The organism is Mycoplasmopsis adleri, from assembly GCF_045276205.1.
GTDB classification, from domain to species: domain Bacteria; phylum Bacillota_I; class Bacilli_A; order Mycoplasmatales; family Metamycoplasmataceae; genus Mycoplasmopsis; species Mycoplasmopsis adleri.
Map to the genome: position 1 here is coordinate 176,874 of NZ_CP174162.1, position 23,607 is coordinate 200,480.

Genomic DNA, 23,607 nt, shown 5'->3' on the forward strand with positions numbered 1-23,607 from the left:
TTATATATAAATAAAAAAAGTTATTTTTTTACATAATTACATTGTAATTTGTGGTATAATAAAGATATGAAAAAAGACAAATGACTATTAATTTCAAGAAAAAATAAGAACTCTACTTACTTATCTTTAGCACTTTCAGGAGGATTTGGCAAAGGTTATAAGAAATCTATCGGTATCGGTACAGTTGAAAAATGAGAAAAATATTGTTCTGATCCAGTAGAAAAAATTAAAAAACTATCTCAAAACTACAATACTGATTGAGATAGAAATATGATAATTAGACAATTAGAGTTAGATATAAGCAAGGTTAAAATTGAAACAAAACAGTTCAATTATGGATATGATTTGTTATACAGTTTCTTAGAAAAATTAAATCCTTTTAAAGATGCTAAAGTATCAAAATCCAAGTATTTAAATGATTTATTAAAATATATGATTTCAAATAGAATTGTAAATCCGGGTAGCATGCTTTCATCCTTTAAAAATAAAGACAAATTCAATATAAATTTAGAAGTTGAAAAGACGACATTTTATAATACTTTAGACTATTTAGCTGAAAATAAAAATAACATTTTAAAGAGTGTTAACGATACATTGATCAAAGATAAAAATAGAAAAATAGATATTATTTGATACGACTCTTCAACGGTATATTTTGAAAGTTTTGTAAGAGAAGGATTGAGATATCCAGGTTATTCTAAAGATGGAAAATTCAAAGAAGATCAAATTGTTTTAGGTTTAGTAACAGATGAAAACGGCATTCCAATTCACTATAAATTATTCAAAGGGAACACTGCTGATGCATCAACATTTATTAATTTTATTTTGAATATAAAATCACAATATGAATTAAACAAAGTAACACTCATTGCTGATAGAGGAATGAGTACAAATAGAAACATAAGATTCTTAGAAGATAACGATATTGATTACATTTTATCTTATAGATTAAAAGCGGCTTCAAATGACCGAAAGACCTTTGCAATAGATGAATCCGGCTATTTTGGAGACAATAATTTTGAATATAAAGAAACTACTTTTTATTCGTTTTGAAAGAATAGAAGAGCAAACGGACACAAGAGAAGATTGGTAGTAACATATAGTAAAAAAAGAGCATTAAAAGATAAAAATGATAGACAAATTTTAATCGATAATTTTATTAAAAGACAAGATAAAGACGGACTAGTTCATGTTCAAGTAATGTTCGGTCAAAAGAAGTTTAAATTCTTCGAAAAAGTTGGTGGTAAAGGTTATTACAAACTTAACTATGACAAAATTATCGAAGATGAAAAGTTTGACGGATATTATGCTTATGAAACCTCTAGATTTGATTTATCACCTGAAGAAATTGTGAATTTATATTCAAAACAATGACAAATAGAATCAAACTTTAGAGCTTTAAAAAGTGCTTTAGCTGTAAGACCTATTTATGTATGAAGTGAAAAGCATATTGAAGGTCATTTCGTACTTTGCTTCTTATCTCTTGTTTTATTAAATTTTGTTATTTATTATTTAAACAAAGGTTTGAAAGAACTCGGTGTTGTAGATGAAAAAATCACAATCAAAAAATTACAAGATGTAATAAAAGAAACAATCAAAACATGCAAGATTATTGACGGAAAAATTGAAAGTGAAGAATATATTATTAACGACAACAATAATCAAGCAATTCAAGATTATCAAACATATTTAAGAATTTTAAATGAATTAAAATTTTAAATTATTAAAAACAGCTCATCAAACAGATGAGTTGTTAAAAATTACATTGTAAAAGTTGGAAACTCGGGATTAAAGCCAGAAGAGAACAAGCAAGATTAATTAGAGAGCTTTATGCTAAGAAATTTAAAAACAAATTTAAATTAGAAATTTATAATCCAATTGAATTAAACGATACAGTAAAAGATGATGAACCTCAACTTAATATTTTTTACTACCAAAACGATATTGGTTTCATTGATAAAACTAACTTTATGATTATCGATATTGATAATTATGATTCAGGAACATTACTTGAATTTGGTTATATAAGTGCACTCAAAAAACAAAAACCAGGTATTAAAATAATTGTCTACAGTTCAGACTTTAGAAATCAATTAAATTGAAGTGAAAGAATGAATAGATTTTTAGATGGAATGATTCAATGCAATGCAACATTAGTTCATAATGAAGCAGATTTAATGAAAGAAGTTGAAAGCTTTTTCAAAACACTTTAGCAAATTTTGAAAGCTAATATAGGAGTTATAAGCTCCTATTTTTTAATGCTGTTTTTGTATTATTGCCTGTTTTATAGGATTATTAGAATTTTTTGAAAAACAAAAAGTCGGTTTCCCGACTCTTGCTTAGAATAAATTATTTCTTTCTAAAGTCAATAACAGCACGACCTAAGAATTCACCTTTTTGTAATTTGTCAAAAATGTCTGCAACGTCTTCAAGTTTAACAATCTTTGTAACTTCTGATTTAACTTTTCCATCAGCCGCATATTCAAGAGCTTCAGCTAAGTCTTGTCTTGTACCAACGATAGAACCAGCAATTTCTCTTTCACAAAGAACTGTTCAGAAAATTGAAACTTTGAAGTCATCTTTTCCTAATTTGTCTTTAGCTGGTAAACCAACTAATACTTGACGTCCGCCACGACGAAGCATTTCCATACCTTGTTCTGCTGCACTTGGGTGAACTGATGTATTAACAACAGCGTGAACACCACCACCAGTAACTTCAATAATTTTCTTAATGAATTCTGGATCTTTAGCTGAGTTGTATGCGTGTTCAGCACCTGATTTAATAGCTAATTTGCATTTGTCATCACTTAAGTCAATACCAATTGGACGGTATCCCATAGCTTTAGCATATTGAATAGCTAATTGACCTAATCCACCAACACCAATAACTGCTACATAGTTGCCTGGTTTAGCTTTAGTTTGTTTAAGAGCTTTATATGTTGTAACACCAGCACAAACAACTGGAGCACCTGTAATAATATCTAATTTTTCAGGAACGATTCCTACATAGTCTTCGTGTCCAATTGCGTATTCGGCAAATGAACCATCTTTAGTATAAGCTGACATGTTTTGGTTTGGACATAATGTTTCACGACCTGTTAAGCAGTATTCACAATATCCACATGCATCGTGTAATCATGCTAAACATACTCTGTCACCAACTTTAAGTCTTGTACATCCTTCACCTAAAGCAACAACTTTACCAATACCTTCGTGACCTGGAATTAATGGGTATTTTGGTTCAACTAATCAGTCATAGTTAGCTGCGTGTAAGTCTGTGTGGCAAATACCTGAAGTTTCCATTTCAATTAAAACTTCTTTGTATTTTGGTTTAGGCACATCTACTTCTTGTACGCTTCATGTTTTAGGCTTTGTAACAACAAAAGCTTTCATTTTTTCTGGAATTTTTTTCATTTTGATATCTCCTAAAATTCGTGTTTTAAATTCAAATATGAAAGTCTTAATCTCTCATATTGATATAATTTTAATATTTATTTTAGTGTTTTGGTCATCATTTTACAATTTAGTATATTATATATGGAAACATTTCTGTAAATAATTTATAGTAAAAATTGCCTTATTTTCTCATTTTTGTTCATTTTTAACCCAACTTTTTAGTTTTTTAGATATTAAAGTTTAACTTGGAAAGGAGTTAAAAAATGAACGATATTTTGTTATATTTTTCATACATTCATAAAGGAAATAACTATTTAATTTACAAATCAATTAAAAACAATGAACCTGTTGATAATGAAAAAATCGAGGAAATCAAGGCATTATTAAAAGAGAAAGATATCAAAACCTTAACGGTTTTTGATAAGGAATATCCTGAACAGTTGAAACATTTAAAATATGCTCCATTTATTTTGTATTATCAAGGCAATCTTGATCTGCTTAATTATGACTTAATTAGCATGACTGGAGATATTGAAACTGAAAACGTTGTAAACAATATCAATACAATAGTGCCTAATTTGATGACTAAAGGAGTACTAGTCACTAATAATTACAAAAATTTAGATCAAAAGATTATTGATATTTATCGTGAAAATAATCAAAAAATTATTTTTATACTAGCGAACGGCTTAACTTACGAACCATTTGAAATTAAAAAAGATACTGAGTTGGTTATTACTCAATATCCTTTTGATACTCATCCTAAATTAATTTATTTTAAGGAAAGAAATGTAATTTGTAGTGCATTAGCTAAATGTTTAATTATTTATAGTTCCAAGCGAAATTCAGGAATTATTAATCTAGCAATGTGCTTTGCAAACATGGGCAAAGAAGTTTATTGCTATCCTGGACTTACCTATGATGATGGAAATACATTTTTAATTAAATCAGGAGCTAATTTAATGACACACTTAGGAGATGTTAGTTATTATTAAGAATTTCCATTAACTTAATACCAATAGCACCAGTATTATAATCGCCGATTACTTCATTGGCATTTTCTTTTGCATCTTGTGTTGCATTGCCCATAGCAATGCCATGATCACAATGAATAAGCATTTGAACATCGTTACCTGAATCACCAAAACCATATGTTTCATAATTTTCTAAATGTTTGTTTTGAATTAAGAATTCTAAACCATGTCACTTAGAAATATTTTGGGGATTAACGTCAGTATAAATTGAATTAGTTAAATATACAGAGCATTTACCTTCAAACAATTTAGCGAAGTGTTTAGTTACTTCTTGAGCTTTGCCTCTGTAACTTCTAATAGCAATTTGGGTAATAATTGAATTAGGGTCACTTATGACGTTTTTCATTGTTTTATAGTCAGATTTGTTTAATTTTGCTAAGTCCATTATATCTTGAGTTTGACATCAGTCGGGTAGTTTTCCATTAATATCTGGAATGTATGAACCATTAAAAGTTGTGGTATCAACTGTTAAAATTAATTGGTTTTCTTTAGCATATTCAAACATAGGTTCGAATGCAAAAGCACCAACTTGACCAACTACGATAATTTCTTTTTTATGTAAATCATAAATTAAAGCGCCGTTAGAACAAATAAAATAATCAAAGCTTTCAAATTGATCAATTAAAGGTAAAACTTTTAATAAACCTCTACCAGTATTTAAAACGTTTAATCAACCTTTTTCTTCAACTTTTTTAAGAGCACTTTTGGTGTAATCATTAACAGTATTATTAGACATTAATAATGTGCCATCAAGATCGTACGCAAATAATTTCTTTTTCATTAAAATCTCCTTCAAAAATATACAAATTTTATATTTATATATTATATTTAATTTTTTAAAATCAAATTATATATATAATATTAGCAATATGTCAATCGAAAAAGATAATGAAATTGTGGTACAAGAGCAAAATCCTAAATTAGAGCAAAGGCGAAAAGAATTAATTAAGGAGCATAAAGCCAATTTAAGAGCTCTAAAAAGAGAAGGATGCGATGTAAATTGTGGATCTGAACATAGCATTCACAAATATAAAATGGGAAGATATTCCTATGATAATGACGAAAAAAATAAAAAGAATAAAGATGTAAAAAATAGAACTGTTGTTTTATATACAAAAAGATTATTTTTTATTTTTATAGCGTCAATTATTTTCAACTTTGGTGTAGTTGCTTTCTTAAATAGAGGTGATACTATCCCTAGTGGTTTGAGTGGTTTTCCAATGCTTGCGGTTCTTATAGCTAAAAATAATGGATATCCTCAAATTGAGAAATATTTCGCGTTAATGTTCTTAGCGGTAAACGTTCCTTTATTCCTATCTTATGGGCTTAAAGAGAAAAAAAGCTTCGTATTTTTAACCTTAGCATTTATGATTTTCCAAATCTTTGTTAACATGGTTTTCACAATGATTCCACAAGTAACGCATTTTATAAATCAATATTTAAATATCGTTCCTGGATGAAGAAAACAAATTAATGTTTATGATAGTTCCGGATTATTACTTGGTGAATTTGAAAACTCAATTAACTGACCTATTTTAGTAAATGGTTTCTTAGGTTCTTTATGTGCTGGTACAGCTATAGCAATTGCTTGAAAAAATGCTGGTTCAACAGGTGGTACAGATATTGTTGCTTACTACTACTCCACTAAAAAGCAAAAGAGTGTAGCTAGTGTTATTCTTATTATTAACCTTACTGCTTCATCAGTTTTCTTAATTATCTTTGGTTTTGCTGCTCCTCACAAAAATGTTTTAGACTTAGAATTAATGTCAGACTTGATTAATGAAAAAGCATTTAGTTCTCGTGATAATAACATTTTACTTGTCTATTTAAATCCTGGATTTAACTATAACTCATTTGCAAAATGTGTTTCACCTAGAACAATATTTGGTTTAAGAGAAGTATCAACCTTCTTATATATTCTTATTAATAATGTTGCACTTAACATCATTTATCCAAAATATAAGAAAGTTACTCTTGAAATTTCATGTAAGGATCCTAAAGAATTTGTTAAATACTTTAAAGATATTAAATACTGACATGCATATTCAATTTTCAAAGGTAAAAGTGGTTACACCGGTTCAGATATTTACATCATTTCAACAACATTATTATTACTGGAAACAAAAAGTATCTTGTCTGACCTTAAGATGATTGATCCAAATGCTTGAATTGCTATTAAGCCAGTCGATAATGTTTCTGGATTATTCGACACTAAATATGTGGAAGTTTAATATTAGTTGCCTACGGGCAACTTTTTTAATAAAAAAAGAAGCCTATTAAGACTTCTGATTTTGACTAAAAGGACTATAAAATAGGTTCATGTTCACCATATAAGTCTTTTTTAACAACTTCGAATTTAGCTTCTCCAAATAAAATTTTGATAATTGCTAAACCTAATGTTAAGGCAGCAGCAGGACATTTTCCAGTAAACATTTTACCTTGAACACAAGCGAAAGCTTTGCTTCTTAATGCACCTGAAGAGTGTTCGATATTTGGAATTGGGTATGATGAATAAACAATTTGATTATCAATAATACCATTTTCATATAATACGTTTGGAGCATCACAAATAGCGAAAATGTATTTATTCTTTTCTTTGAAACGTTTAATAATTTCAATTGATGTTGGATCATTTCTTAATAATTTAGCACCTTGACCACCTGGGATAAAAATAGCATCAAAGTCATCATAGTTAACATCATTAACTAAATTTAAAGTTACAACTCCGTGTTGACCGGTAGCAATTTTTAAATTAGGGTTGAAGTATACAACTGTTTCAAATTCTTTTGATTTGTTTAACACACTTAATACAGTTGTTAATTCCATATCATTAAAATTTTCATGAACTAATACAAGTAATTTCATATAAACCTCTTTCTTTATTTATTATTATCTATATTATATTCTTAATAATTAGGACTAATGAAAAATAGCAATTTATCTAAGTTATAAAAAATAAATTGCAAATAAAAAAGGATATTAATCCTCTTCATCCTCCCAATCATCGTCATCTTCGTCATCGTCATCATCTTCTCCCAGTTTCCAACTTTTACAATGTAATTTTTAACAACTCATCTGTTTGATGAGCTGTTTTTAATAATTTAAAATTTTAATTCATTTAAAATTCTTAAATATGTTTGATAATCTTGAATTGCTTGATTATTGTTGTCGTTAATAATATATTCTTCACTTTCAATTTTTCCGTCAATAATCTTGCATGTTTTGATTGTTTCTTTTATTACATCTTGTAATTTTTTGATTGTGATTTTTTCATCTACAACACCGAGTTCTTTCAAACCTTTGTTTAAATAATAAATAACAAAATTTAATAAAACAAGAGATAAGAAGCAAAGTACGAAATGACCTTCAATATGCTTTTCACTTCATACATAAATAGGTCTTACAGCTAAAGCACTTTTTAAAGCTCTAAAGTTTGATTCTATTTGTCATTGTTTTGAATATAAATTCACAATTTCTTCAGGTGATAAATCAAATCTAGAGGTTTCATAAGCATAATATCCGTCAAACTTTTCATCTTCGATAATTTTGTCATAGTTAAGTTTGTAATAACCTTTACCACCAACTTTTTCGAAGAATTTAAACTTCTTTTGACCGAACATTACTTGATCATGAACTAGTCCGTCTTTATCTTGTCTTTTAATAAAATTATCGATTAAAATTTGTCTATCATTTTTATCTTTTAATGCTCTTTTTTTACTATATGTTACTACCAATCTTCTCTTGTGTCCGTTTGCTCTTCTATTCTTTCAAAACGAATAAAAAGTAGTTTCTTTATATTTAAAATTATTGTCTCCAAAATAGCCGGATTCATCTATTGCAAAGGTCTTTCGGTCATTTGAAGCCGCTTTTAATCTATAAGATAAAATGTAATCAATATCGTTATCTTCTAAGAATCTTATGTTTCTATTTGTACTCATTCCTCTATCAGCAATGAGTGTTACTTTGTTTAATTCATATTGTGATTTTATATCCAAAATAAAATTAATAAATGTTGATGCATCAGCAGTGTTCCCTTTGAATAATTTATAGTGAATTGGAATGCCGTTTTCATCTGTTGCTAAACCTAAAACAATTCAATCTTCTTTGAATTTTCCATCTTTAGAATAACCTGGATATCTCAATCCTTCTCTTACAAAACTTTCAAAATATACCGTTGAAGAGTCGTATCAAATAATATCTATTTTTCTATTTTTATCTTTAATCAATGTATCGTTAACACTCTTTAAAATGTTATTTTTATTTTCAGCTAAATAGTCTAAAGTATTATAAAATGTCGTCTTTTCAACTTCTAAATTTATATTGAATTTGTCTTTATTTTTAAAGGATGAAAGCATGCTACCCGGATTTACAATTCTATTTGAAATCATATATTTTAATAAATCATTTAAATACTTGGATTTTGATACTTTAGCATCTTTAAAAGGATTTAATTTTTCTAAGAAACTGTATAACAAATCATATCCATAATTGAACTGTTTTGTTTCAATTTTAACCTTGCTTATATCTAACTCTAATTGTCTAATTATCATATTTCTATCTCAATCAGTATTGTAGTTTTGAGATAGTTTTTTAATTTTTTCTACTGGATCAGAACAATATTTTTCTCATTTTTCAACTGTACCGATACCGATAGATTTCTTATAACCTTTGCCAAATCCTCCTGAAAGTGCTAAAGATAAGTAAGTAGAGTTCTTATTTTTTCTTGAAATTAATAGTCATTTGTCTTTTTTCATATCTTTATTATACCACAAATTACAATGTAATTATGTAAAAAAATAACTTTTTTTTATTTATATATAAATAACACTGAAAAAAGTAATAAAAAAGAGCTCCAACTTGGAAACTCAGGAAAAATAGCAATTTATCTAAGTTATAAAAAATAAATTGCAAATAAAAAAGGATATTAATCCTCTTCATCCTCCCAATCATCGTCATCTTCGTCATCGTCATCATCTTCTTCTAATGCTGCTAATTCTAATTCTTCTAATTTTCTATATAAATTATAATCATGTATGCATTTAACTGCTGCTCTTCATCCTACTATATAACCTCAAAAAGGAACAAAAGCGGATAATATAAGCACTCAAAATTCCATGTCAAGTCCATCCATTCCGGCACATCTAAAGGCAAAAGTCAAATAACATCAAATATAGAATGCGGCAAATATTACATCATGGATTACTGCCGCTATAATTCAGAACTTGTCTCTTCATAATATCCAGCATACTAGAGATCATATTTGCATACCTAATCAAATAAGTGTTGAGATTCCTACGATAGTTACAAATAAAATAGATTGATTTCTATCATATTTGTCTACTTCTTCTACATCGTCAAGTGTTAATTCGTTTTTTATCATTGCTTAAATATTATACAAAATTCTAGTTATCTTCATTTTTGTGTTATACATTTACAAAAGTGTTAAATTGACTTATTCTGCTTTAAAATAGTAAGAATTAAAAATAGCAACTTGTTGTGTTGCTATCTTATTTGTCTTTCTTGCGTCTTAGGAAACCTCTTCAAATTGCTACTAATACTAAAGCAAGTGGAAGAAGAATAGTTAATATTACAACTACAAGATAAATTCTTAATCACATCTTGTTTCTGTCTTTTTTATCTTTTTCAATTTGTTCTTGAATTTCAACACTTCTTTCGCCTAAGAAGTCACTAATGTCTGCTAAACGTTTTTTATCAAAGAGTTTAATTATAATGTAGCCAGCAATTAAAGAAGCCATAATAATTACACTAATTAAACAGAATAATTGAGTATTGCCAAAACCTTTATCAAGAATTTGTCTTCAATCTAAATTAATATGGAATGAACCATTAGGATTACCAGCCTCTCAAGAACCTGATTTATATAAACCAAAAATGATAAGAGTAAATAAACCTAAATAAGTTAAGATAAAAATTAAAATTCATAATAAATTAATATCTTTAAGAATTATTTTACGATAAACAATATGGAAAGTTGTGCTTGATGTATAGTCTCCTGCTGAAATTGCATCCCTATACCTTTGTACTGTATGTGACCATTGAACATTTTCAATTGCATTTTTTATTCCAACAGCTATCGAAATAAATGCTACAGTTCCAAATAAAACTAAGTATCCATATAAAGGCGCTGATGTTTCACTCTTAAAAGGAGCTATTTTAAAGAAAGCTAGCACAAATGCAATAATTGAAAATAGAGCAATTGAAAAGAAAAGAGTCATCAAGGTTATTTTCAACATTTTCTCAGATCTAATTACACGATAAATCCTTGGAGAGAATTGATGTTTAGGGTCTTGATGAACTTTGCTTGACTTAGTCGCAGATTCTAATTCTCTGTTTTGTTCTACGATTTCAACAGTACCTGCATTTTGTATTGGTCTATATTGCATATTGTTTCCTCTATTTATTCTATTATAATTGAAATCTTATATATAAATACTTTTTTATAAGAATTGTGAAGATTGATAATATATCAAAAAAATATCAAAAAATGTGGTTTAGATTTGTGATCTAGCAAATTGGAATACTTTTAAATTTGTTTTTTTGTGATTTTTTAATTAATGGGTTATTTAAACTGTCTTAAGATTTTGTTTGGTAGTAATTTCGTTTTTTCTTTTAACCTAATAATAAAGCTTCAAAAATTGAATTTTTATTATTGTTGCGTAGCAAAGTAATATTTATTTTCTTAGTTTTAGTTAATGAAAACTAGCTTAATTTATTGATTAAAAATTAACTTTTTTGAATAAAAAAGACATTTATTTTGGATGTAAAACGAGCCATTTTAAAAAAATTTTTATAGTTTTTATCACTTTTTTCTTAGCAATTTACCTATATTATTAATAAATATTATTTATATAGAAAAATTTTGTTTGCCATTTGCAAAAATTTCATAAAAAAATTTTTTTGTTTTGCGATATTCAAAAGTAATATAAAATAATTGTGTTATGAATAGAAAATATACATTTACACAAATTATGGACAATTGCATTAAGTTCGCCTTAATGATTATTTGTTTATAAGTTTAACCTGTGTTAATGTGTTTATTACCAAAAGACAATAGTTAATAATAATAAAGATATATGGTGCAGGTAAACAAAAAAGCCTGCATTTTCTTTATTTTTTAGATAAATTCATAACAATGAGAAAAAACAACATAAGTAATTAAAAAAGAATAAAATATAATTCAAATATAAGATTTATTAATAGATTAATAAAAAACACGAAAGGAAAACATGAAAAGAAAATTTAAATTGGCATTGGCTCCTATATCCCTTGTTGCAGTTGCCCCTGTTCTTGCAGCTGTATCATGTAAACAAACACCATTTGATGTTCTAGCCAAAAAACAAGAATTTGTAATCTATACAACTGGTACATACCAAAAAGCTCCAGCATACTTTTTAGATACATCGAACTCATATGGTTTATGAATAAACAATGCTAATCAAAATGCTGCGGGTACATTAGTGAGAGTTCAATCAATTGGACGTCCTCGTTATGATGAAGGTACAAAAAGCGTTGTTAAACCAACAGTTTGAAAATATAAATTTGAATTAGCTAATAAAGTTGTTATCACAACAAAAACTAATGAAGTTTTAGAATTCGATACCGATGAAGCAGATTTAAACGTTAAACCAGACGCTGGTGACAAGAATTATAAATATATGTTATATCAAGCTCACTCAACTAACGAAAGAAGCATTAACTCAGAAAAATTTGCCGAAGCACTTAAAAATGCTAAACAATTACAACTTGTTATAAGAGAAGGCGCTAAATGATTCACACATGATGGTAAAGAAACTAAATATCAAGTTAAAGCAGAAGACTTCTTTATTTCATGATTAAGAACCTACTACTTAACTCAAGGTATAAGAGTTGGTACCCTTATTAAGAAATTTGGAGTTGCAGAACAAGATGCTGTAGCATTTGAACAAAAAATGAACTCAATTTTAGAAGATGGATCAAAATACTTCACAAAAGCTACTAAATATCCAAACGGTTATTTATATGATGTTTACAACATTAGCTACTCAAACTTATTTAAAAGAGATAAATTTATTACACAAGTAGGTGCTGATAAGAAAGAAGCTGTTACATTCTATATTGAAAATGAAAAAGATAAAGCTTACTTTGATGAAATGTTTGCTAACTTAGCAACTGGTCAAGAATTTGCCGCTGCTCCTAGTGAATACATTAAAGAAAACAATACAAAAGTAGCTTTAAAATCATTTAAAAACAACAACCAAGCAGTTGCTGATGAGCTTAGCAAAACAATTAGTGAATGAGGTTCAAAATATAAAGACAACCTTATGGTTGAAGCTGGAGCATACTGATATGGTATTAACTTAGAAGATACATTGCTTGCTGGTAGATACTACTATGGTGGTCACCAAGATAGTGCTCATACTGAAACATGAATCAAAAACAGTAAATACTGAGATGCTGAAAGTACTAAAACCAAGAAATATATTATTAAATATAAAGATAACACAGATGATAACCAATATAAATCATTAAGTTATTCAGATTACTCATATGGTTTAGTATCTATCTTAAACCCTAACAACTTAACTCCAAACGATAACTCTAAAGCAAGAAGGGACAGAAAGAAATTAGGTTCATTCTATACTACTGTTATTAATCCAAATAGCTCAACTGTTGCATCACTTCCAATTATTGTTCCTAAAACATATGAATTAGAAGAAGGCTTTGTTGCTAACGACTTTAGATTTAATGATAACTATTCAAAATTAGTTTATGGTGGCGGACGTGAAGAACTTCTTAACGGTAAATTAAAAGGAACCGATTACTACGGCAAATTCTTAGCTGGTAGAGGTTTAGCATTTAGAACCTTAATTAACGCTGGTATTAACTGAGAACAAATTGCATCAGCAGTTAGTGATGGTGCAAAGAAAAGTTGAATAAGTGGTTATGCTCCAGATGGTCTTATTGGGGCTAAAGACTCACATGACCAAAAACCAGTTGATCACTACGACAAAATTTCTGAATTATTTGGTCTTGATGAAAACATGAATAAAGTTTCAACTACAAACCCAACAGATAATGCTAAAATCTTGAAAAGCTCAAGAAATGACGACGAAAAAATGAGAGGTCATGACTTTGAACAAACTCAAAAAGCTATGACTAAATTGCTTGATGAATTCTATAAAGAAAATAATCTTGACGAAACAAAAGATAAAATTGAATGAGAAGTTCCATTTAGATTCTTGAACTTTAACCCAGTTAAATATCAACAAGTCTTCTTAGAAAAAATACCACAATTAATTAAATCATTAGATACAAAAGGTAGATTGGCTCCATCATATAAATACTACACAAACAAAGATCAATTATATGCTGCATTATTCAGAAGCGCTTCACCATACCAACCTGGTGGATGAGGATATGACGTTAACAGTCTTGGTTCTGGTATTGATGGATTAATTAACTTAGTTCAATTACACCCAGTTATCTTACTTATCGGTGCAGATACTCAAGTTAGCGATAAATTAAAAGGCTCATTCCCTGAATTAGTTAAATTCTCTAAAGCATTTGTTGCTAAATTGAAAGAACAAGGTTTCAAATCATTCTTTGAATTAGACAAAATCGGTGAATTACCTCTTAAATACTTCGCTGCACTTTCAGAAAAATTCCAATATGTAACAAAAACTGGTGATAATTATGAATTCACAAAAGATCCAAGAGATGACATTGATGATTTAGTTGCTGAATGTAGTAAATTTACCTTTGCTTATGTAGCTAATATGACAACCACTGATGCAATAGCATTTGCTGCTGAAGTTTCAAACTACATTGGTCCAATGACAGATACTCAAAGAACAATGCCTAAAGAACCTGAATTAGGATTTGTTAACCCTTATGTTGACTATCCATTCTTTGGTGTAAACGCTCAATGATATAGCGATGTTTCATACTTCACAACTACATACGGTGATAAACCTGAAGGATCAAAATAATCTAACTTATGCACAAATATTTATGAAAGAGAATAGCCTTGGCTGTTCTCACTCTATTTATTATATTAATATTCTCATATACTTTAATAGTAAGTTTCATTACTAACCCTTTTGAAATCAAGCTGCAAGATCCTAGCTTATCAAAAGAACTTAGAGAAGTTTATAGAATTAAAGCGAGAGAATATGATGCAACGCCTGTAATAGTCAAACTAGTAAATTACTTTAAAGGCTTTTTCCAAGGTAATTTCGGTGATATTATGTTCCCAGCCAATGGTACAGATGCTAGAACAATTCCGGAATTATTCTTCAAACCTTTAAAATACAGTTTGTTAGTCTCATTACCAGCATTCGTTATTAGTGCTGTTTTAGGTATCACCCTCGGTGTTTTTGCCGGATATAAACGGGGTACCTTATGAGACTCAATTATTAACATTTTCGTGTTTGTATTTATCGCAATCCCATCGTTTATCATCGCACCATTCTTTATTGATTTATTTGCAAAAGCTGGTTTCAGAGAAACCTTCGTTGCTGTAGGTAGTGAAACAGGACATGGACCAGCTACACCATGAGATAGCTTTGTGAGTGTTATTCCTGCTATCTTAGTTATAACTTTAGGTTCGCTTGCTGTTTATACTTTATACGCAAGAAACCAAACAGTTACAGTTTTAACAAGTAATTATATTTTAATCGCGAAAACTAAAGGATTAAGTGGAACTCAAATTTTCTTCAAATATGTTTTTAGAAACATTTCAATTCCTTTAATCGCAATTGTACTTCCATCATATATTGGTCTTTTATCTGGAAGTATTATTCTTGAACGTTTCTGATCAATACCTGGTTCATCTAGTGTTATTGCTAGTGCGTTCCCTAATGGTGAAATTAATATTGTTATGTTTAACATCTTCTTCTTCACCGCATTATCCTTATTTACAGAGATATTGGTCGATATATCATTTGTAATCCTTGACCCAAGAATCGTTTATGAATCAAGCAGTGGCTTTGATTTAGTGAAATACTTAAAAGCAAAAAGAATTAGAAGTAAAAAAATGAGAGCACTTTTTAAAGAACAAGCTTTAGAAGAAAGAAAAGCTAGTCCTAGTGTGTCTGCTATGTAGGAGAAAATTATGGAATATGAAATTCATTCAGACTTAACGCCAGAGCAGTTTAACCGAAAATATAAAATTAATGCTGCTTTTGCTGAAAAATTAAAATTAACAGACACTAAAAAAACTAATAATTCTATTGCTGGTAAACCTAAAATCTTAGCTGTTGAAATCCTTAAAAGATTCTTCTCAAACCCTATTGTTGTTATTTCTACGATTGTGTTTTTATCATTAATTATTCTCGCTTTTGTAGTTAAATATACTTCACCTTATTTACCTGGAAAACCGGTAGTTGATACCTGAAAATCACAAGGATATAAAATTACTGGTTCTGAGGTTGCTTATTATGCTGAGTTGCCGCCAACCTTTAGCCCATTTAAAGAATATGGTGGTAACGTAAAACAAATTGAAGATATTCAGAAATATACAAACCCTGATCCAAATGTAAACCCATATTATGAATACTTCAAAACTTATTTAATTCCTGATAAAACTTATTTTGTAATTGATAATTCATCATCATTCCCAATTTATAAAATTGATGTTTATAAACTTTGACAAGTAACTACTCTTGATGGTTACATGAGCCAATTAAAAAATCAATGATTAGCTGCACACCCTGGTTCAACACCAACTCAAAGCGAATTCAATATTTGATTTGCTGAAGCTAAAGAAGCTTTAAACCAAGTTAACTTACAAACTTGATTTGGTACAACTGGTAACGGTGCCGACATTTGAACAACCGTTTGAGCTGGAACCTTAGAATCATTATGAATCGCTTTAGTTGTTGCTACTATTGAAACAGTTATTGGTGTATTCGTAGGTGCTATCTTAGGTTTCTATGCTGGTAAATGAATTGACACCATTTTCAGTAGAGTAATTGAAATTTTCCAAGCACCTCCTTCAATTATTTGATTATTAATGTTCGTATCAATTTGAGGAACAAGTGCTCCTGTCTTAATTGCTGGTTTATTATTCGTTGGTTGAACTTATCCAATTGCTGCAACTCGTTTATTCGTGATTACAGTTAAAGACGAAGAATACATCACAGCATCAAAAAGTATTGGTGCTTCACCAGCAAGACAAATTTTCAGCCACGCTTTACCAGCTGTTATTGGTAAAATAGCTCAAAACTATGTACGTAGAATTCCAGCAATCATTATTAGTATTGCCTCACTTGCTTTCTTAGGTTTCTTCTCAGATCCTACATCATTCAACTTAGGTAAAATAATGATTGATAATACAGCACTTGCAACAGTTAACCCATGAGTAATGATTTTACCTGCTACAATTCTTTTATTAATCTCAATTAGCTTACAATTTGTCGCATTAGGTCTTCATGATGCTCTAGACCCTAAAGTTATTAAACTTAAAAAATAGTAGATATAGGAAACAAAATTATGAATAAACTATTACATAATCTTATTACTGATAAACTCCCTAATAATCAATTATTAAAAGTAAGGAATTTAACCGTTGATTTCCAAAATGGTAGAAACTCCTTAATTAGAATTGTTAGAGGAATTGACTTAGATATCGAAAACGGACAAATTGTAGGACTTGTAGGTGAATCTGGTAGTGGAAAATCAGTTACATCAAAATCTTTAATTAATGTAAACGAAAATGCTTTAACAGCATTTGATGAATTATCTATTGATGACTTAGACTTATCAAAAATTAAAAAACAAAAACAATGAGAAGGAATTAGAGGACATTACATAGGTTATATTCCTCAAGATCCTTTAACAAGCTTAAACCCAACTAGAACAATTGGTAAACAACTTCTAGATGCTCTTAATCTTAATGAAGAGTGAAAAGGTAAAAGTAGAAAAGTTAAAAGAGAATACCTTGTCGGATTATTGGACCAATTTGGTATTCATGAACCCGAAGAAGTATTCGACAGATACCCTCACACCTTAAGTGGTGGTATGAAACAACGTGTTGTTATTACCATGGTTGTTGCTCTTAAACCTAAATTAATTATTGCTGACGAACCAACCACTGCTTTAGACCCAACTGTTCAAGCTAGCGTACTTGCGCTATTTGAACAAATTAGACAAGATTTTAACATTTCAATTATTCTTATTTCTCACAACATTAGTGTTGTTGCAAAATTCTGTGATTACATTTATGTTATGTATGCTGGTAAAATTGTTGAAAGAGGAACTAGAAAAGACATTTTTACAGCTCCTGCTCACCCTTATACATGAGCCTTAATTTCCGCAATCCCAGAAAACGAAGATGAGAGATTATACTCAATTCATGGAACACCACCTGATATGGCTAACTTACCACTTGGTGATCCATTCGCACCACGTAATGATTTCGCTTTAGAAATTGACTTTGAAAAAGAACCACCACTTATTCCAATTAATAGTCATCACGCTGCTGCGACATGATTATTACACCCAGATGCTCCTAAAGTAAAATTACCAAAACCACTACAAATCAGACTTGAACATTTCAGAAAGGCTTTTAAAGAAGATGAAAAATAAAGATAGCAAAGTTATTTTTGATATCCAAGGATTAAAGAAATACTTTTTCAATAATGGACGTGTTAATAAAGCAGTTGACAATGTTTCATTTAATGTTCACGCTGGTGAAATAGTTGGTCTTATTGGTGAATCTGGTAGTGGTAAAACAACAGTTGGTCGTTCATTATTAAGACTTTATGACGACTTTAGCGGTTTTGTTACACTTGATGACAAAATTATTAGTGGTAATAAAATTACAAGCAAAAGAAATAGATTTTTACGTAAAAACATTCAAATGATTTTCCAAGACCCACACGCATCATTGAATGGTCAAAAAACTATTTTCAACATTTTAAAAGAACCTCTTGTAGTTAATAACATCATCAAAAGCAAAACAAATGATTTGTTTTCTGACTGAAAAGATGTTAAAAAGAACTTTAAATTCACCTTCAAACGTAAGGTAAAAGAATTAAAAATTGAAAACTTGCGTTCAATTAACAATTTAGCGAAAGATTTCTTCCCTAAATGAACTCAAATTTTCACAGACTTTTCATTTGATTGAGAAGAAAGCAGTATTGAAGATAATTTCATTTCATATTTTAACTATCTTGAAGAAAAACAAAATATGGAAAGTCAAATTATTAGCAATATGTACTCGAACACAGATGAGCTTATGTCTTTCTACTATGAAAAACAAAAGCAATTCCGTGATCAAAACTTAACTGATGATGAAAAACAACTTTTAGAAAGTACAAAAAATCTTGAAAGAATTCGTCAACTTACAACAATGTCTCAAAATAAATACGATGCCATCAATCGTAAAAAGATAATTAAAAGTGAGCTTGAAGAATTCAAAAATAACTTCAATGATGGCTATGAAACATCTAAAGGCGCTTATGATAACTTTATAAGCGAATGTAAAAATGATTGCAAGATTACACACTATGCAAAAATCTTTACATACGATCCTGATTTTTACTTTTTTAACTATAAAAAAGAAGTATTGCTCAAATATAAGTTAGCTTATCTTAAACGTTGACGTTCAGAATTACGCTACTTAAAAATTGATCAACTTAAAGAATTAATTAACGAACTTGAATTATATTCTGAAAGTTTCTTCCAAGAATTTTTAGAAAATGTTCCACTTCGTAAGAAATATAAAGAAATTGTTAAATATCTTTTTGAACAAAACTTTAATTTTGATTATTCAAAATATCTTAACTTAAATGCTAAGTCTCTTCTTACATACGAAGAAGAAACTGGTCGTTTAAAAGAACTTATCAAAGATTGTAATTCAATTATTGATATTAAAGAAGCTCCAGCTTGCTCACAACAAGATTTAGAAGAAGCTGAAAGACAATACAATGAAGCCTCAAAATACTTTGAAGCCGAAAATGTTAAATATGCTGAAAAAATTAAATCTGACATTAAAAGACTTGACCTTGAAATCGTCGATGAATCCCTTTTATATAAAAAGCTTAAGTCTCAACAAACTTACATAGATACTCAATTTAAAGCAATTAATAATGCCTTTTTTAAAAAACTAGAAAATGACTATAAACAAGCTAAAGCAAAATGCAACAAAAAAGATCCTAAAGAAGTTGCTGCCGTTAAAAGTCTTAAAAAGATGATTTCTATTTATAGAAACAAAATTCAAAATAAACTCTCAACCTTAAAATCATTCCAAATTGAAGTAAATTACTTTTTCAAAGATGTTAGAACTATTTATTTATTATTAGGCGTTGAAAAAACTGATAATAAATTAACTAACTGATGAAATAATTTATTCGCAAAACAAATGATTTCAAGATTGTTAACTAAATCTATTATTTATAAAGCTCTTGAAGACGTTGGTCTTCTTAAACAATTTGCTTACCGTTATCCTCACGAATTCTCAGGTGGGCAACGTCAAAGAATTGTTATCGCTCGCGCTTTAATTACTGAACCTAAGGTAATTGTAGCCGATGAACCTATCGCATCACTTGATATTTCAATTCAAGCTCAAGTTGTTAACTTATTAAAAGACTTATGTGAAAAGAAAAACATCGGTATGGTGTTTATCGCTCACGACTTAAGTATGATTGAATATATCGCTGATCGTGTTCAAATTATGCACCTTGGTAAAATTGTTGAATCTGGTAATACAGATGTGGTATACCATAAACCAATGCATCCATATACCATTAACTTATTCAAAGCTATACCTAAGATTTCTAATGCTAACGAAAAATTTGAAAACATTAGCTTTGAATTAGACTACTTAAAAGATCAACAATATCCAAATGTTCCTAGAACTTATTTAGTTGAAAAAGATCACTACTTATTTGGTACTAAATCACAAGTTGAATCATGAATTCATCCTTTCAAATTAGCAAATCCAAAACTAGTCCAAAACCTTAAAGTTGTAGATGAAGATGACCAAGACACCACTCATTTACCTTTTGATGGACGTAAAGAAATTCCAGATAATATAGAATATACACTGTTAGTAAATACTCCTGAAGAAACAACTGAAGTTAAAGTATCTTCATTATCGTTTGGTAAAACAAGTAATGAAGACGCTGGCTCAACAAATTCAACATCTGATAATAAAGTCAAAAAGTCAACTCCAAAAACCAAAAAAGATTCAGCTTCAAAAACAAAGAAATCAAGTAAGTCATCAACTGGCTCTGCTACTAAAAAATCAACTAAAAAAGACACAAAATAAAACAATACCTTTAATCGGTACTGCCTTATTATTGTAATTACAAGCGCAACACAAAATTTATTGTGGAGGCGTTTTTTATTATGCAAAATTTGTCTTAAAACTACTCATAAAGCTGTAGCTTTTGAGATTACAATTGCATTAAGTTATTTAATGCTATTTTCTATTTTAAAGAATGCATCATTGCTATTATCGGCAAATCTATTTTCATACATTGTCTTATCTAAAACAAAATAATAGTTTAGATAATATACATAATTTTGGGTTGTCTTTTAACATAATACAATCCAGCATTGGTGTTATTTACTTTATTTATATGATGATTAACTGTATGAGGTTTATTATCAAAATGCACTTCAGTTTTTTCTAAAACCTTTGTTTTATAGGTTTTTTGGTCAATAAAGTATAATTCAACTGTAGCTGTTTCACCAGGGTTTGCTTGTACGGTTGCGCTTAAATTAATATCATTTAAAATTAAGATTTTTGTTGATGGATTGATATTTATATTTTGAAGATTTTGATCTTTAACACCTGATTGAATTGGTAATAAACTATTATTCGAATCAAATGAAATATAGCTTGAATTTGTTTCAATAAAGTTGTCTGAATGATTTACTAAATATGCTTTGAGTTTGTAATATCCACTACCTTTAGTGTTTGATTTGTCTATCATTAAATCTTGAAATTCAACATTTTGTGCAACTAATTCAAAACCAGTATTATCTTTTGAATATAAAATGTCATATCTCATGTTTTCATTAGGATTAATAACATCTTTATAATTTACGAATGCTCTGATACCTTCAAAGTTATATCCATATTGAGGATTACAATAAACTTTAGTTGGAAGTTGTGATGTTCAAAGTAATTTCTTATTTGTTTTAGTAATATTTAAGTAGATCTCATTAAATTTAGATGCTATCTCTTTTACTTTATTTTCAATGTCTAGTGGACTAGTTAAATTAAGCTTTTCAATTCCTAAAAGATAATCAAGAAATTCTTTTTTAACTTTGTAAGAAATTTGACCTACATTTTCGCCAACTGTAAATAGATTAATAGCATTAGCATAATACAATGTTGTTTTAGTTAAATATGTCTTGTTGTAATTAATATTATTAAATACAAAGTCATACTCTTCCTTAGTTAATTTAACAGGATAAGTTTTGTCATAGCCTGCTGAAATATCAGCATAATAAATTTGATTATTTTTTACAAAAATACGAGCAACTTTACTGTTGGCTGTTATACTAATAATCTTTTTCTCTTTAGTTTTCATATTCAAAACAACTAATTGACCATTTGATGAATTAATATCTTGAGCATAAAATATGAAATTATCATTAACTCTAGCTAGCATAGGATTAAAGCTTTTTTCGATTCTTTGAACTAAAGCAGCATCATTAATTAATGAGTTTAGAGGAATGACTCAATTTGAGTTAAATGAATTAGTATTATAAAATGGAGTTTTTACGAAAGCTCTATAATTTCCATTTTTTACAAAACCGTATCATTCCTTATTGTAATATTCAAAACGACTGACTTGTTTAATATTCGGTGTTGAACCATCAAACAATTTATATAATGCTTTATTATCGAAATCAATAGTTGGCGAATCTCCATAAGCAAAATCACCACTATTAAATGCACCTCAAGGCATTCCTCAAAATTCACCTAATGAGAATTGAACTGGGTCTATTGGAGTGTGAAGATCTTTCCCAATAGGTTGTAAGAATTGTTTGTAATTTATTTGTTTTGAAAAACTAGTTGAAGAATCGTCAATAGGAGTCGTCTGTCCTTCTTTATCACCTCATGTAGCATCTGATAAATATCAAAGAGGTTTTGTTGTGCCCGGCAATTGAAGTTTTACATATACTACTTCGTGTAAGTCATCTGAACCTGGGGTTGTCCCTGTGTAGTTTACTAAAGCATTAATTCCAACTAAATTAAGCATATAGCCATAAGCTGTTGCATAACCAGCACATACTGTGCTTTGATCATAAATATCTCTTTCATAATTTGATTGAAGTTTCTTCAAATCATATTTAAAGTATTCTAAAGTATAAAGTCATAAGGCATATGCTTTTTCATAATCTTGCATACCTTCTTGAATCTTGCTTAAACCACCTTTTATGAAGTTATTGAAACTTTCTTGATACTTATCAATACTGTTTCATGGAAAGGCATATCTTGCTGGTGTCATTTGTTCCACATTTGCCTTATTATCCTTTAAAACAAAGGTAAACGTACCATTTAATAATGAAAAGTATGGAAAATTAACTCAATTCTTTTGAATTCATTCACTATATGTACTAGCCATTAAATTGCTTGAAATTTGTCTTGAACCAAAAGAATAAATTGAAATTATTTCATTACCTATTATGTAATTGAACATATCAATTAAATCTTCTTTAGTAATTAAATTACTCTTCTTTTTAATTAATGGAACATTACCAAAATTAAAGTTTGCTGGTTCTGTTTCATCAGCGGTAACTTTAAATAAGCTTGGGTTTATATAGTATCCATTAGTATCAATTTTAATTTCTCTATCGTATTCTTTTCCAACAGGAGTAATTGGTTTTTCAGGTTCTTTGTCTTTGTCTGGATCTTCAGGAGTTGCAGGTGTTTTATCTTTGTCTTTGTCAGGGTCTTCGGGTGTTACAGGATTAACTGGTGTTGTGCCTTTATCCTTGCTTGGATCTTCTGGTGTTACCGGAACAACTGGTGTTGTACCTTTATCCTTACCTGGTTCATCAGGATTAACAATAGGTTGTTTATCTTTATCGCCTGTAAATTTGCAACTAGAAACTAAAACCGTTGAAACTAAAAAAGGTGTAATTGCTATTGATAATGATAATATTTTGTTCTTTTTGTTTTTCATATTAATAATTATATATTAATATGGTTGTG

Annotated in this window: 16 protein-coding genes; 9 read left to right on the forward strand and 7 right to left on the reverse strand. The window is 28.9% G+C overall.

Annotated features, from left to right (window positions below; translation table 4 throughout):
* The first annotated feature begins 66 nt into the window (after positions 1–66).
* Positions 67–1,719 (forward strand): IS1634 family transposase, encoded by a 1,653-nt coding sequence (locus tag ACJA22_RS00770; protein WP_406617228.1) that lies wholly within the window; start codon positions 67–69, stop codon positions 1,717–1,719.
* Between the two features lie 140 nt (positions 1,720–1,859).
* A complete protein-coding gene (locus ACJA22_RS00775) occupies positions 1,860–2,213 on the forward strand; it encodes a nucleoside 2-deoxyribosyltransferase (protein WP_406617585.1) in 354 nt (117 codons plus the stop codon).
* Between the two features lie 136 nt (positions 2,214–2,349).
* Here ACJA22_RS00775 and adhP read toward each other — a convergent pair whose 3' ends face one another.
* Positions 2,350–3,393 (reverse strand): alcohol dehydrogenase AdhP, encoded by a 1,044-nt coding sequence (adhP, locus tag ACJA22_RS00780; RefSeq protein WP_406617586.1) that lies wholly within the window; start codon positions 3,391–3,393, stop codon positions 2,350–2,352.
* 266 nt (positions 3,394–3,659) lie between these two features.
* Between adhP and ACJA22_RS00785 the strand changes: the two genes are divergently transcribed.
* Complete coding sequence (locus ACJA22_RS00785; RefSeq protein ID WP_406617229.1) at positions 3,660–4,391, forward strand: DNA-processing protein DprA; 732 nt, start codon at positions 3,660–3,662, stop codon at positions 4,389–4,391.
* Here ACJA22_RS00785 and ACJA22_RS00790 read toward each other — a convergent pair.
* Positions 4,378–5,211 carry a Cof-type HAD-IIB family hydrolase gene (locus ACJA22_RS00790; protein WP_406617230.1) on the reverse strand — a complete coding sequence of 278 codons (834 nt, stop codon included), beginning with the start codon at positions 5,209–5,211 and terminating at the stop codon, positions 4,378–4,380. The two genes, ACJA22_RS00785 and ACJA22_RS00790, sit on opposite strands and share 14 nt — an antisense overlap.
* 88 nt (positions 5,212–5,299) lie before the next feature.
* Between ACJA22_RS00790 and ACJA22_RS00795 the strand changes: the two genes are divergently transcribed.
* Positions 5,300–6,661 (forward strand): YitT family protein, encoded by a 1,362-nt coding sequence (locus ACJA22_RS00795; protein WP_406617231.1) that lies wholly within the window; start codon positions 5,300–5,302, stop codon positions 6,659–6,661.
* Positions 6,662–6,734: 73 nt separating this feature from the next.
* Here ACJA22_RS00795 and ACJA22_RS00800 read toward each other — a convergent pair whose 3' ends face one another.
* From ACJA22_RS00800 to ACJA22_RS00815, 4 genes are all read right to left on the reverse strand, one after another.
* Complete coding sequence (locus tag ACJA22_RS00800; RefSeq protein WP_406617232.1) at positions 6,735–7,295, reverse strand: DJ-1/PfpI family protein; 561 nt, start codon at positions 7,293–7,295, stop codon at positions 6,735–6,737.
* A 236-nt stretch (positions 7,296–7,531) separates the two neighbouring features.
* Entirely contained in the window at positions 7,532–9,184 is a 1,653-nt protein-coding gene (locus ACJA22_RS00805; RefSeq protein ID WP_406617233.1) for an IS1634 family transposase, read from the reverse strand.
* 170 nt (positions 9,185–9,354) lie between these two features.
* A complete protein-coding gene (locus ACJA22_RS00810) occupies positions 9,355–9,534 on the reverse strand; it encodes a hypothetical protein (RefSeq protein ID WP_406617234.1) in 180 nt (59 codons plus the stop codon).
* 403 nt (positions 9,535–9,937) lie between these two features.
* A complete protein-coding gene (locus tag ACJA22_RS00815) occupies positions 9,938–10,834 on the reverse strand; it encodes an MSC_0882 family membrane protein (RefSeq protein WP_406617235.1) in 897 nt (298 codons plus the stop codon).
* Positions 10,835–11,677: 843 nt separating this feature from the next.
* Between ACJA22_RS00815 and ACJA22_RS00820 the strand changes: the two genes are divergently transcribed.
* Genes ACJA22_RS00820 through ACJA22_RS00840 form a run of 5 tightly spaced genes read left to right on the forward strand, consistent with a single transcriptional unit; the run spans position 11,678 to position 20,703 of the window.
* Complete coding sequence (locus tag ACJA22_RS00820; protein ID WP_406617236.1) at positions 11,678–14,419, forward strand: OppA family ABC transporter substrate-binding lipoprotein; 2,742 nt, start codon at positions 11,678–11,680, stop codon at positions 14,417–14,419.
* A gap of 8 nt (positions 14,420–14,427) precedes the next feature.
* Complete coding sequence (locus tag ACJA22_RS00825; RefSeq protein WP_406617237.1) at positions 14,428–15,534, forward strand: ABC transporter permease; 1,107 nt, start codon at positions 14,428–14,430, stop codon at positions 15,532–15,534.
* A 9-nt stretch (positions 15,535–15,543) separates the two neighbouring features.
* Positions 15,544–16,902 carry an ABC transporter permease gene (locus ACJA22_RS00830; RefSeq protein WP_406617238.1) on the forward strand — a complete coding sequence of 453 codons (1,359 nt, stop codon included), beginning with the start codon at positions 15,544–15,546 and terminating at the stop codon, positions 16,900–16,902.
* Positions 16,903–16,922: 20 nt separating this feature from the next.
* The gene (locus tag ACJA22_RS00835; protein WP_406617239.1) at positions 16,923–18,017 is read left to right on the forward strand and encodes an ABC transporter ATP-binding protein; all 1,095 of its coding nucleotides are present in this window, start codon (positions 16,923–16,925) and stop codon (positions 18,015–18,017) included.
* Positions 18,007–20,703: an ATP-binding cassette domain-containing protein gene (locus tag ACJA22_RS00840; protein WP_406617240.1), complete on the forward strand. Its 2,697-nt coding sequence runs from the start codon at positions 18,007–18,009 to the stop codon at positions 20,701–20,703. Before ACJA22_RS00835 ends, ACJA22_RS00840 begins: the two co-directional genes overlap by 11 nt.
* Before the next feature lie 238 nt (positions 20,704–20,941).
* Here ACJA22_RS00840 and ACJA22_RS00845 read toward each other — a convergent pair whose 3' ends face one another.
* Complete coding sequence (locus ACJA22_RS00845; RefSeq protein WP_406617241.1) at positions 20,942–23,578, reverse strand: hypothetical protein; 2,637 nt, start codon at positions 23,576–23,578, stop codon at positions 20,942–20,944.
* Positions 23,579–23,607: the final 29 nt, after the last annotated feature.